The sequence below is a fragment of the Streptomyces sp. NWU339 genome (assembly GCF_003143855.1).
Taxonomy (GTDB): Bacteria; Actinomycetota; Actinomycetes; order Streptomycetales; family Streptomycetaceae; genus Streptomyces.
This window is the reverse complement of record NZ_QFRK01000016.1, coordinates 58,133-69,977: the sequence shown is the minus strand read 5'-3', so window position 1 is coordinate 69,977 and position 11,845 is coordinate 58,133. Positions and strand designations below refer to the sequence as shown.

Here is an 11,845-nt window from a genome sequence, read left to right as displayed (position 1 = left end):
ACGGGGCCGTTCAGAGATACGCGTCATGGGGAACGGCGTCGCCTACGCTGCTCCTGAACTGGTTGCTCACTATGTCGAAGCCCACAGCTACTTGCCGCCGGCCGGTTTCGTACATGCTGTGTTGTCGCCTGGTGCCTTCTCCTGACCCCGGGACTCATGGCTGGGTGAGGACGCGCATCCTCACCCAGCTGTGAGCTGCAATGAGCAGCCCGCAGGTCTGCCCTCACTCCCAGAGGTCAGCTCCGTCGCGCCCACTGGGATCCATTGTCAGGAGGTCTTCATGCAGGCCCGACAGGGCTCGCCCGGTCGGGGAGCCATCTTCGCCCGACTCCATGACCACCCAGCCGGCCTCCACGCCCGACACGTTCACAGCGCCGCCGGCGTCCAGCTCGTCGAGCGTCGCGAACACCGCCTCATAGGCAACTGCTCGGACCAAGCGAACAAGGTCCTCCCTGTCCGCCCCGGCGGCAAGAAGCCTCTGCGCGGCGGACAGTTGATCGAGCGAGACCGATTCGGACCAGCCGTCGATCGCGCCGCGCCACAGGCTCCGCAGCAGCACGAATCGCGCGAGTTGCGGAAGGTCTTCCATGACCTCCGACTTGATCAGGTCGACAGGATCGGCCACGCCGAGGGTGCTGAACTGGGCACGCAGCGACTCCGCGGCGGCCTTCTGCGGCAGGTCCAAGCTGTTCAGCCATTGCTGCCATGCTGGTTGAGGATCACTCACCGCAACAGCATGCCCTACGGTCGGGACCACGGCCGATCGGTGCGTCTCTCTGCTGGCGCACCAGGCGCAGTGGTTCACGGAACTGCGGTCAGAGCCATTTTCAACGAGCGCCAACACTGTTGCTGCATCGGATTCTGCCCGCCGAGGTGGTCATCGCCGGGATGACCACGGTGCTGAAGATCGGTGCGGTCAGCACCGACCTGGTGGCCATCGAGGCCCGCAAGGCCCTGGAGAACGCCGAGGCCGAGCCGGAGGACGGCCCGGCCGACGATCCGCTCGACCAGGACGACGGCAACAGGGGCGGTGAGGACGCCGCCGGTGACGGCGCGAAGGTGCTCTCCCTGCACGCCAAGCGGCTGCCGCCCGACCTGCGGCCCGGGCTGCCGGATATGAGCAAGTACGACCGGCTGCTGAAGCCGGTCACCCCCACGACGAGCACGGCGACGACACCAAGGAAGGGCACCAGCGCATGACCCCCACCAGCACCGCCGAGCCGCACGCGGCCGAGGTCCCGGCCACCCGGATGCCTCTGCCCGGCGACCCGGAGGACGCCGCGATCGACGAACTCTGCCGGGACCTCAGGTTGCCCGCCCTGCGCGAGCGGTTCGTCGAGGTGGCCACCACCGCCCGCCGCGAACAGCTGACCTACAAGCAGTTCCTGTTGGACCTGCTGCAGCTGGAGCGCGACGACCGGGAGCTCCGCCGCCAGCAGCGGCTGATCCGGGCCGCCCGCTTCCCCGACCCAAGCGGCTGGAGGACTTCCGGTTCGAGAAGAACCCGCATGTCTCACCGGAGATCATCGGCGAGCTGAAGAACCCCGCCTGGGTCCAGGAGGGACGTCCCCTGGTCCTGATCGGCGACAGCGGCACGGGCAAGAGCCATCTGCTGATCGGGGTCGGCACCGCGATCGCCGAGGCCGGCCTGTCGGTCCGCTACACCACCACCGCGGCCCTGGTGAACGAGCTCGCCGAGGCCGCCACGGCCAAGCGCCTGTCCTCCGTGATCGCCTGCTACAGCAAGGTCGATCTTCTGTGCCTGGACGAGTTCGGCTACCTCGACCTGGACAAGAAGGGCGCCAAGCTGCTGTTCCAGATCTTCACCGAGCGGGAGGGGCGCAAGGCGACCGCGGTCGCCACGAACTCCCCGTTCAACGAGTGGGACAAGATCTTCAACGAGCCCCGGCTCTGCGCGGCCGTCGCCGACCGGCTCACTTTCCGCTGCACGCTGATCCAGACCGGCACCGACTCCTACCGCTTCCAGGCCACCGAGGCCGAACACGGCAGCCAGAACGCTCGATGACACACCGCTCCAGCGGCTGCGGCAGACCGTGATTCGCGACGGTCCGTATCCGGACCTGTTCGGCTGGGCGCTGTCCTCGAATTGCACAGCAGCCCAGCAGGCCCGCTGCCCATAGGGCTGTTCAATAGTTGTGGACGAGGACCACAGCCGACATCGGTAACTCGCCCGCAACTACGCGATCATTTACTGAAACGCCCGCCGGCCGTGCTGACATCCCCGAGCGGGCCCTCGTGTCACTTGCGCCAGAACAGGTGGTGTGTCACGCCGCTCGGACTGGGCACGACCTCGAGATGGAACCGGTCGAGCAGCTCCTCGGGGGACTCCCAGAGCCGTAGTCCGGATCCGAGCTTCACCGGCGAGACCGCCACGTGCAGGGTGTCGACGAGGTCGGCGTCGAGGAACTGCCGGATGGTGGTGACCCCGCCGCCGAGTCGGACGTCCTTGTCCTGCGCCGCCTCCCGCGCCTGTTCGAGGACCGTGGCCGGGTCACCGTCGACGAAGTGGAACGTGGTGTCGGAGAGCGTGAACGACGGACGTTTGTGGTGGGTCATGACGAACACCGGGGTGCGGAAAGGGGGCTCGTCCCCCCACCAGCCCTGCCACTCATGATCCTGCCAGGGCCCGCGCTGGGGCCCGAACTTGTTGCGGCCCATGATCTCGGCGCCGATGTTGCGGGCGAAGTCCCGGGTGAGGTAGTCGTCGAGGCCCCGGCTCCCCCCGGGGTCGGTACGGTTGGGCCAGCTCGCCGTGGCGCCGGCCCAGGCGAACAGCCTCCCGGGATCGACGTGGCCGAACGGCCGCTCGAGGCTCTGGTCCTCACCGGCACCGATACCGTCACTCGAGACGGTGAAGTTCTGGACTCTCAGTAGCTGAGCCACCTGTTTCTCCTGTGTTGTCGACAACGGTGGTGAGACTCTCCGGGCCGGGAAAACTCATCGCCGTGTCCGCGACCGGCCAGAAACTGCTATCTACTGTCCTGACCTGGGCGGTTCGCCAGGTTGGGGCAGGCTGCTGTGGTGAGGGGGCATCCGCCCCCAGCCGGACGCCCCCGCAGGGGAGCAGGCGTCACCATGGCTACGAGGCTGTCCAGGTCGATGGCTACCTCGGCCACCACACCGACCACAGCCCCAAAGCGGATACGAACTCAAGGTCTTCACGTTCGCCGACAGCCGTCACCGTCCAGCAGCCCGACAGCATTTGCCGGTCCGCCCACATGAGACACCGCTGGACCGACAGCGACAAGCTCTCCCGCCTTGCCATCGAAGGCATCGATCCGATCCTGCGGCCCCACTACCAGCTGGACGACGCGTGCTGGCCAGCCCTCCAACGCAAGGAGCCGGGCCCCTCCGAACCGCGTCTGTCAGGGACGCGGACCGCAGAGCCCGGTGAACACGCTAGCGGCTTCAGCCGCTTCCTCGTCGCGGACACTCACAACCCACCGCAGCCCCGGACAAGAAGTCACCCGATAGGGGTGGTTCCCAATCTCTCATTGCCGATCATGAACCGGTGAAGGTGTCCATGGCCTCCCCGGAGGGAGCAACGTGGTCCCCAAACTCATTGCCCGAGTGGCCCCCAACACCCTGTCGAAAACACCCCGGCCGGACGTCGTCTTGCCGGGGCCTGCTGAGCTGTCAGCGGATTCAGGGCTGACGCGCCGCCTCGTGCAGTCGGTCACGCGCGGCCCGCGGCCGGGGCTGTAAATCGTTCGGCTCTGTCTCACATCCGGTGGTGACGAATCGTAAGCGTGGGGCACCGTTACCTCGCAGAGAGTGCGGCTGATGCTCTGACCTTGATGTTCGAGGCGGGCGACAGTGCCTCGGGACCACTGGCCCTGTCGCGCCGAACTCTCACGAACAGATGCCAAGCCGATCGGTCCATCCCGGAGAGCGACCACTGCGGGGCGCAGGCCTGACCCTATGAGGGCCGGGCCCCCTTCCCTGCTCAGCCCGGCGGTACCTACTGTCCGGGTATGTACGGGCTCGGGAAGGAGGCCCTCAATGTCTGTCTACGTCGGTATCGACGTGCACCGCAAGCGTTCGCAGATCGCCGTGGTCGAGGACGACGGTGCGGTGCAGGTCAACCGGAATGTGCCGAACGGGGTCAAGACGGTGCTGTCGGTGATCGGAGATCTGCCGATCGGTGCGCCGGTGGCCTTCGAGGCCGCCTACGGGTGGGGGTGGCTGGTGGAGCTGCTGGAGGACTACGGCTTTGAGCCGCACCTGGTGCATCCGCTGCGGTGCAAGGCGATCGCCTCGGCGCGGTTGAAGAACGACAAGGTGGACGCCGCGACCCTAGCTCAGCTGCTGCGGGCGGATCTGCTGCCGGAGGCATGGATCGCGCCGCTGGACGTACGGCAGCAACGCGCGTTGTTGCGGCACCGCTGCCRGCTGGTGCGGCTGCGGACCCGGCTGCGCAACCGCGTCCACGCCGTTCTGGCGGACCACGGCTGCGACCGGCCCGGCAGCTGCTTCACCGCCCCGGGGCGGGCCTGGCTGGGCGGCCTGGAACTGCCGGACGTTTCCCGTCGCGTGATCGACGATCTGCTGGGCCTGATGGACGTCCTCAAAGAGCCGATCGACGCCCTCGACCGGCAGCTGCTCGCGCAGGCGCGGGGCGACCCCCAGGTCAAGGCGCTCACCCGGCTGCCGGGGGTCGGCACGCTCACCGCCTTGATGATCGTGGCCGAGGTCGGGGACATCACCCGCTTCCCCTCCGCGCGCAAGCTCGCCGCCTGGGCCGGGCTGACGCCCACCGTCCGCGGATCCGATCGAACCGTGCGGCACGGCCACATCTCCAAGCAGGGCGCGCCCTGGCTGCGGTGGATCTTGTGCGAGGCCGCGCAGAGTGCGAAGCGGTCGCCGGAATTCGCCGCCGCCTACCAGAGCCTCGCCCACCGCCGCGGCAAGAAGATCGCCACAACGGCGGTGGCTCGCCGACTGCTCACGCGTGCCTATCACCTACTGCGCGCCGTGCAGGATCAACAGGGGGTGCGATGACAGCAGCCGATGACAACCGCCAGGGGCGGTCGCAGACCCCGGGTGAGCTCGCAAAGCTGCATGAGACGGCCCGATGGCCGCGCTCGATGACCTGACTGAGCAGCCCGGATCCCCGCACCATGGTCATGGCGCCGGCCTGTGCGGCCGGATGCCGAATGGGTGTTTGTGAGACCACTCCGCCGACCAGCACGGACTCCGGGGATCGCAACGACCGTATCCGCGAACATCCGTGACGCTTCCTCGGCCCCCATTGTCGGCCGCCGCTCGTCGGCCTCCAGCTCGTTCGTCCTCGCCCCGCTCGTTCCTCGCGGGGCTCCGGGCGCTCCAACTGGACCCCTCCCACGCGGCGGCCCCGCAGACAGACACGAGGAAGAGCCACGAGGAAAACGCCCCGGCATCCCACCGAAAGCCGCAGGCGGGGACCGTCTGCGCCCCTTGACAGGCCCGGCCCTCATGGGTGCGACAATGGTGGCAATCACAGAGAGATAGCCTCCTGTATGTGGCTACCGACAAACTCACTGTCGAGGATCTGCTCTCCTTCCCCGCCCTCCAGCTGTCGGTGAAGGCGGGCAGCAACGGCCTCGGCCGCTCCGTATCCTGGGCGCACGTATGCGAGTTGGACGACCCGACGCCCTGGCTGCTGGGGGCCGAGGTCATCATGACGACGGGGCTCGCGATCCCCCGTGGCGCCGCCGGGCAGCGCCGCTATCTGGAGCTGCTGGACGACGCCGGGGTCTCCGCGCTGGCCCTGTCGGCGCAGTTGCACACGCCCCCGCTGCACGACGCGTTCTTCCGGACGGCCGAGGAGCGGGACTTCCCGGTGCTGGAGGTGCCGCTCGCCGTTCCGTTCATCGCGGTGTCCCAGGAGGTCGCCGCCGCGGTGCAGGACGACGCGCGGCACCGGCTGGGCGCACAGCTCCAGGTCTTCGGCTCACTGCGCTGGTTGGTGGCCGAGGACCTCGACACGCCGTCGCTCCTGCGCCGCCTCGAGCGCCTGTCCGGGTACGACGTGTACCTCTGCACCCCGCAGGGCCGCCCCCTGCTGCCCGGGGTGCCCACTCCCGACCCGGGCGTCCTGCCCTCCTCGGTGGACGCCCCGCCGACCGTCCCCGGCGGTTTCGTCCTGCCCGTGCCGGCCCCCGGCGGCCCGGCGGGCTTCCTGGTGGCGTACGAGCGGCAGGGCGCCCAGCCCGCCGGCCTGGCGGTCGTCCAGCACATCGCCACGGTGGCGGCGCTGCGGGTGGCGATGGTGCGCAACGAGCGCGAGACACTGCGCCGCGAGGGCGCCGAGACCCTGGCGGAGCTGCTGCAGGAGGTGCTCGACCCGGCGGCCGCCCGCCGCAGGCTCGCCCGGCACGCCATCGAGGGCGACGCCGTCCTGTTCGTGGTCCGGCGCACCCCCGACGAGGCACTGCTGCACTGCCTCGAGGACCACCCCCACCTGCTGCTCACCCGCGGCGCCGACCGCTATGTGCTCGGCGCCCCGGAGCTGGCCGAGGCCATCGGCGGGCTACCGGCCGTGGCGGCCGGGATGAGCCGCCCCTTCCGTCCGGGCGCGGCCCTGAAGGTCGCCCAGCGCGAGGCCCTGTGGGCGGTCTCGAAGGCGGTCGAGTCGGGCCGCCCACTGGTCCGTTACGGCGCCGACGCGACGGGCCGCTGGCTGCCCGAGGACCCCGCGGTGCTGACCGCGCTGGTCGACCACGTGCTCGGCGAGGTGCTGCGCTACGACGCGGCCCACGACTCCCAGCTGCTGGTCTCCGTCCGCACCTGGATGGAGCGCGACCGCCGCACCGAGACCGCCGCGGCGGCGCTACACATCCACCCGAACACGCTCGCCTACCGCCTGCGCCGCTTCGGCGCCCTCTCCGGCCGCGACCTGTCCTCCACCGGCGCCCTGACGGAGGTGTGGCTCGCCATCCAGGCGGCAGGTTCCCTGGGCCTCACCGACTGACGCCGCTCGCCGGACGTCGCGGGTCGGGCGGGACCTTCACACCGGGCCCTGTCCCCTTCCCGGGTCCGGGTCCGGCCCAACCACCCGGGTCCGGGCCCACGCCAGGAGTTCGGGATCGTCCAGGGAGGTCACCCACAGGTCGGCCCCTCCCCCGTCCCCGTCGCCCGGCCGGGGGCCGACGCCGAGCACCCGCAGCCCGGCCCGGCGGGCCGACTCCACGCCGGTCAGGGAGTCCTCGACCGCCAGCGCCCGCCCGGGACGGACCCCGCAGAGCCGGACCGCCTCGGCGTAGACGTCGGGCCACGGCTTGGGCCGCACCGCCCCCGCCACCGGCGCTCCCTCCGGGCCGTCCGTCTCCCGCGGCGCCCCGGACGGAACGACGACGTGCTGGAAGCGTTCCCGCAGTCCGGCCCGGGCGAGACTCTCCTCGACCACCTCCAGCGGGCAGTTGCTGGCCACCGCCAGGGGCAGCCGGCCGGAGAGCAGCCGCACCAGTTCGACGGCGCCCGGCATCGTCACCGGGTCGTCGGCGACGAGGGACAGGAAGTGGTCGAGGAGCGCCGCGGTCAGGTCGGCCGTCAGTTCGGGCTTGCGCACCGCTTCTGCCATCAGCCGCCCGCAGTCGGCGTAGTGCACGCCCTTGGCCTGCTCCGCGAACCCCGGCGGAGCCTTGAACCCGAAGCTCCGGAAGGCCCGGCGACGGGCTTCCTGCCAGTGGCGTTCGCTGTCCATCAACGTGCCGTCGCAGTCGAAGACGACTGCTTCGGGGGACCAGTCGAGCAAAGGGCGTACCGGAGTGGTCACAGCGGCCTCCTGAAGGGGCGAGCGGTCACACGCGACATGACCGCGATCCGGGTCTGGCGGTGTCTCGCGCCGAGCGCGCCGCAGGCCGGCGCGTGTCAGGGCTCAACCGAAGCGCGAAATTGCGCGCATTCCTGACTTTCGGCAGCAACCGGAAACATCACGTCCGTTACGTTATTTCCGCTCCGGAGAGTGCTGCAATGACCGCAAGGGGTTATCGACGGCGAGGACGGCCGGGTGTATGGACCCACGGGCGCCGACCCGGCCGACCGAAAGCGCGATCCTTCAACACGGATGCACCGCAGGGAAGTTGAGACGTATTCACCGGGCAACCCGCACCAGCGGCGCCGGACCCCCCGGCCGCCGCGCGAGGCCGGAAAAACAGCGGACCGACCCCATTACCACTCGACCGCGTTCCTCCTCGAAAGAAATGCGTAATTACCGCGCGAACGTGCCCTCAATTTGCCCCCGGCGTACGCGGGCGCACTACATTCGTCGCTGTCGGAGAAATTGAGCGAAGGTGGACAGGGCGTTGCAGGAACGGGCCAGGGCAACCCGCAGAGCACTCCTGGAAGCAGCCGCCTTCCTCTTCGCAGAACGCGGATACGCGGGCACCAGCGTCAACGACATAAGTACCAGGTCGGGGCGGACCAGCGGCTCCGTCTACTTCCACTACGCCAGCAAGGAGGGCGTCGCCCTCGCCGTGGTCCAGGACCGCTTCGCCACCTGGCCGGACCTCGCCGCACGGTACACGGACGAGACGGTCCCGCCACTGGACCGCCTCGTCGCCCTGAGCTACGACATCGCCGACGCCCTCGCCGGGGACCCCGTCACGCGCGCGGGCGCACGCTTGTGGGCCGAACGCGACACCATCAACACCGCACTCCCCGACCCCTTCCCCCTGTGGACCGCCGCCGCCACCCGCCTCCTCGCCCAGGCGCGCAGCACCGGCCACCTGGCGCCCCACGTCCGCCCCGCCCGCACCGCCCGCACCCTGGTCCGCGCGTTCTTCGGCCTCTGCTCCCTGACCGAGGCGCTCGAGGGCGCGGCCACCGTCCCCGACCGCCTCACCGACTGGTGGCACCTGACCCTGCCCTCGCTCCAGCCGACCCCTCTTCCCACGGCAGCCCCGGGCGAAGCACCAAAGGGCGCGTGAGGCTTCGAGGCCCCGTCTCGCACTCGGCCCATACGGTCTTGCCGGGACCCGGGCGGTCGCGCACACCCCAGTCGACGGCGAGTGCGTCGACGAGGACCAACCCACGGCCCCCGTCCTCGTCCGCGCCGGGGGCCTTGCGCGTCGGCAGGGCGGGGTGGGTGTCGGACACCTCGATCCGGATCAGGCCCTCGCCGTCGTCGTGGACGAGACGGAGGGCGAAGTCCCGCCCCGGGACATGGCCGTGCAGAACCGCGTTCGCAGCGAGCCCCCCGACGACGAGGACGACGGTGTCGTGCGCTTCGGTGCCGTGCGGGTGGCCCCACTCGGTGAGTTGGTGCGCGGCGAGCAGCCGGGCGAGGCGCGCACCGCGCCGGGTGGCGGAGAAGCGCTGCACGAAGGAGCGGACCGGAGCCGGTGTTGAGGCATAGGGGGCTGACATGAGGCTCAGCCTGCTGGGCGTTGACGCCCCGTCGGCAGGTCCGCCGCCAATACAGATCACGCTGTACTGGTACACGCACTGGACCGGGTAGGTCGCTGTACGTGACGATGTGCGTGCCGAGCGTGGCGCAGCGCGCCCGGCACACGGTACGGCACGCGTTCGGGCCCGGCACGGACACGGCCCGGCGGCACAGGGGAAGGCGACTGCGATGGCGACGGACAACGGCGGCGGGGCGGCAGGCGGGAACTGCGAGCCGGAACTCTCTGAGAGCCTGAAGACCTTCGGCGCGGTCCTCAAGGCCCTGCGCGAGGAAGCCCGTCTGACACAGGAGCAGTTCGCACCGCTGGTGCGGTACTCGGCCGCGTACATCGCCAAGATCGAACAGGGCAAGCGGTTCCCGCCCAGGGACCTGCTGGACAGGTCGGAGGAGAGCCTGGGCGCGACCGCGGCACGCGTACTGGCGGCGGCGGCACGGAGCCTGACCCGCAGGGCGGGGCTGGCGTCCTGGTTCCGGCAATGGGCCGGCATCGAGGAGGAGGCCATCTCGCTGTATGCGTACGAGTGCCGGGCGATTCCGGGGTTGTTGCAGCCTGAGCCGTACATCAGGGCCATCTTCGAGCGGCGGCTGCCACCCCTCTCGGAGGATCAGATCGAACGCCAGGTCACCGCACGCCTGGAACGGCAACAGCTTCTGACCGAGCGGCCGAACACAGCCTTCAGCTTTGTCATCGAACAGGCTCTTCTTGAGCGGCACATGGGCGGACCAGAGGTCGCGCGCCAGCTGCTGGACCACCTGCTGAAGGAAAGCGTTCGACGGAACGTAGAGATCCAGCTGATGCCCTTGCGTCAGTACGATCACGCCGGAATCGACGGCTTGATGTACCTGGCGGAGACACCTCAGCATGAGTGGGTGGGCTACTCCGAAGGTCAGCAGTCAAGCATCTTGATCACCTCGCCGAAAGACGTCAGCGCGATGCTCCAGCGCTATGGCAAGCTGCGTTCACAGGCCCTCGGCCGCGAAGCCACAGTAAGCCTGCTGGAGCAGATGCGAGGAGCACTATGAGTACCACTGAACTGACCTGGTTCAAGAGCAGTTACAGCGGCAGCTCTGGCGACAACTGCATCGAGGTCGCCGTGCGGACCGAGGCAGTCCTTGTCCGCGACTCGAAGGACACCCAAAGACAGCCCCTGACTGTCTCCTTCGGCGCCTGGTCGGCGTTCACGACGCTGGCAGCCGACTCACGCGTCTGAACCCCCGGTGGGACAGCGCCCCTCGCTGCCCCACCGAACCTCTCATGACTACTCGACATCCAGCGCGAGCTGCTTCTCCGCTTCACCCCAAGCCGAGCCCCGCTTTGGCACCCGCCATCTCGCCCTCCCTGGGTTTCAGTTGGTGCGGAGGCCGGTGCGGGTGCCTCGGCGTGCGCGGATTTCGCGCAGTGACAGCACGAGGGCGGCAAGGTTGAGGGGGAACGCGACGGCGTTGGCGATCTGTGGAATGTCGAAAGCACGCAGCAGGCTGGCGGTGGTCGCGATCAGGAGGCAGGTCAAGGGGAGGTATCTACGCCATGAGGGGAGGTCCCGCATCCGGGCGACGGTGACCGAGCACCAGAGGGTGAGGCAGAAGAGCGTGATGCCCAGGGCAGCGATTGCGATCAGCACAGGAAGGTTGTCTCTCTAGGGGGCCGCTTCGGTTGGCCGTGACGGCCTGCGCGGTGAGTGTGCGAAAGGGGGGTGCCCCCGTGGCAGTTCCACGGGGGCACCACACTATGGGCTACTGGTGGACCGAGGTCAGCCGCGTGCTTGACCCACGCATGAACATCGAGGTGGCACGGTCGCCCAAGGAAGGCGTTCTCGACCCGGCGCTCAGCAACTCCTGCGGATTCAGAGCTCGGAATGCCGTCCTTGCGAGCGCTCGGGCATGACCGAACGGGGGAACACCACGGCTGGACGCGGTGGATGAGGCGCCCGCGACGCGGACGTGGCCCGCCTCTCCCCGTGTGTGCGGCATCACATCAACATGCACGACCGGTACTCGTTCCAGCTGCCCGCCCTGCCCGGCGGGCTGCGCCCGCTGCGGGGCGAGGACGCCGCCGACGACGAATGACCGGCGCTGGCCCGCATGGCCGGAGGCCCCTGGGGATATGGCCAGGAAGAACATCCGGCGGTGCAGTCAGTGCGTCATCGAGCTGTCTGGTGGCAGCAGGCGGTCGCGCCGGTACTGCGGATCGACCTGCCGTACGAGGGCCATGTGGTCTTGGCCGATGCCCTGGTCCGCGCGACTCGTCCGGGCCGAGCCACGAAACCACGGCGACGGCAGAACGCGCTGGCGGGCGCGCCGGTCGGGCTGGGCGAGGAGACCGACCAAGTCGCGGCAGGAGGGCGAATGGTCCTCGGTGGGGGCCGTGTTCATGGTGTCCATTCCGGTTGTCGTTCTGGGCGCCGATCGTCGTTGGAGCCTCGGGCGTCTCCACAC

At 69.5% G+C, this 11,845-nt stretch carries 12 protein-coding genes and 1 pseudogene; 7 read left to right on the top strand and 6 right to left on the bottom strand.

Translation table 11 applies throughout. From position 1 onward, the window contains the following. Window positions 1-223: 223 nt before the first annotated feature. The gene (locus DIZ27_RS20445; protein ID WP_258308477.1) at window positions 224-727 is read right to left on the bottom strand and encodes a hypothetical protein; all 504 of its coding nucleotides are present in this window, start codon (window positions 725-727) and stop codon (window positions 224-226) included. A 119-nt stretch (window positions 728-846) separates the two neighbouring features. Here DIZ27_RS20445 and DIZ27_RS20440 point away from each other — a divergent pair, with 119 nt between their 5' ends. Both DIZ27_RS20440 and istB read left to right on the top strand, forming a co-directional pair. Next, the gene (locus DIZ27_RS20440; RefSeq protein WP_109379880.1) at window positions 847-1,200 is read left to right on the top strand and encodes a hypothetical protein; all 354 of its coding nucleotides are present in this window, start codon (window positions 847-849) and stop codon (window positions 1,198-1,200) included. After that, a pseudogene (istB, locus tag DIZ27_RS20435) lies at window positions 1,197-2,026 on the top strand (IS21-like element helper ATPase IstB). The gene DIZ27_RS20440 and the pseudogene istB overlap by 4 nt, the downstream one beginning before the upstream one ends. 233 nt (window positions 2,027-2,259) lie before the next feature. Here the strand turns inward: istB and DIZ27_RS20430 are convergent. Continuing rightward, on the bottom strand, window positions 2,260-2,904 hold the full coding sequence (locus tag DIZ27_RS20430; protein WP_109379879.1) for a dihydrofolate reductase family protein: 645 nt from the start codon (window positions 2,902-2,904) through the stop codon (window positions 2,260-2,262). A gap of 1,119 nt (window positions 2,905-4,023) precedes the next feature. On the opposite strand from DIZ27_RS20430, the gene DIZ27_RS20420 reads away from it, so the two are divergent. Together DIZ27_RS20420 and DIZ27_RS20415 are read left to right on the top strand one after the other, a co-directional pair. Further along, on the top strand, window positions 4,024-5,022 hold the full coding sequence (locus DIZ27_RS20420) for an IS110 family transposase (protein ID WP_181383613.1): 999 nt from the start codon (window positions 4,024-4,026) through the stop codon (window positions 5,020-5,022). 499 nt (window positions 5,023-5,521) lie between these two features. Then, window positions 5,522-6,973 carry a PucR family transcriptional regulator gene (locus DIZ27_RS20415; protein WP_109379877.1) on the top strand — a complete coding sequence of 484 codons (1,452 nt, stop codon included), beginning with the start codon at window positions 5,522-5,524 and terminating at the stop codon, window positions 6,971-6,973. Between the two features lie 36 nt (window positions 6,974-7,009). Here DIZ27_RS20415 and DIZ27_RS20410 read toward each other — a convergent pair whose 3' ends face one another. Continuing rightward, window positions 7,010-7,777 (bottom strand): HAD family phosphatase, encoded by a 768-nt coding sequence (locus DIZ27_RS20410; RefSeq protein ID WP_109379876.1) that lies wholly within the window; start codon window positions 7,775-7,777, stop codon window positions 7,010-7,012. A 517-nt stretch (window positions 7,778-8,294) separates the two neighbouring features. Between DIZ27_RS20410 and DIZ27_RS20405 the strand changes: the two genes are divergently transcribed. Further along, on the top strand, window positions 8,295-8,930 hold the full coding sequence (locus DIZ27_RS20405) for a ScbR family autoregulator-binding transcription factor (RefSeq protein ID WP_181383612.1): 636 nt from the start codon (window positions 8,295-8,297) through the stop codon (window positions 8,928-8,930). Here DIZ27_RS20405 and DIZ27_RS20400 read toward each other — a convergent pair. Then, window positions 8,842-9,369 carry an ATP-binding protein gene (locus DIZ27_RS20400; RefSeq protein WP_258308476.1) on the bottom strand — a complete coding sequence of 176 codons (528 nt, stop codon included), beginning with the start codon at window positions 9,367-9,369 and terminating at the stop codon, window positions 8,842-8,844. The two genes, DIZ27_RS20405 and DIZ27_RS20400, sit on opposite strands and share 89 nt — an antisense overlap. A 208-nt stretch (window positions 9,370-9,577) precedes the next feature. Here DIZ27_RS20400 and DIZ27_RS20395 point away from each other — a divergent pair, with 208 nt between their 5' ends. Both DIZ27_RS20395 and DIZ27_RS20390 read left to right on the top strand, forming a co-directional pair. Then, the gene (locus DIZ27_RS20395; protein WP_109379875.1) at window positions 9,578-10,432 is read left to right on the top strand and encodes a helix-turn-helix transcriptional regulator; all 855 of its coding nucleotides are present in this window, start codon (window positions 9,578-9,580) and stop codon (window positions 10,430-10,432) included. Continuing rightward, entirely contained in the window at window positions 10,429-10,620 is a 192-nt protein-coding gene (locus tag DIZ27_RS20390; protein WP_109379874.1) for a DUF397 domain-containing protein, read from the top strand. Before DIZ27_RS20395 ends, DIZ27_RS20390 begins: the two co-directional genes overlap by 4 nt. A 135-nt stretch (window positions 10,621-10,755) precedes the next feature. On the opposite strand, the gene DIZ27_RS20385 is transcribed toward DIZ27_RS20390, so the two are convergent. Both DIZ27_RS20385 and DIZ27_RS20380 read right to left on the bottom strand, forming a co-directional pair. Beyond that, the gene (locus DIZ27_RS20385; RefSeq protein WP_109379873.1) at window positions 10,756-11,031 is read right to left on the bottom strand and encodes a hypothetical protein; all 276 of its coding nucleotides are present in this window, start codon (window positions 11,029-11,031) and stop codon (window positions 10,756-10,758) included. Between the two features lie 511 nt (window positions 11,032-11,542). Next, the gene (locus tag DIZ27_RS20380; protein ID WP_146228971.1) at window positions 11,543-11,782 is read right to left on the bottom strand and encodes a hypothetical protein; all 240 of its coding nucleotides are present in this window, start codon (window positions 11,780-11,782) and stop codon (window positions 11,543-11,545) included. Window positions 11,783-11,845 lie beyond the last annotated feature (63 nt).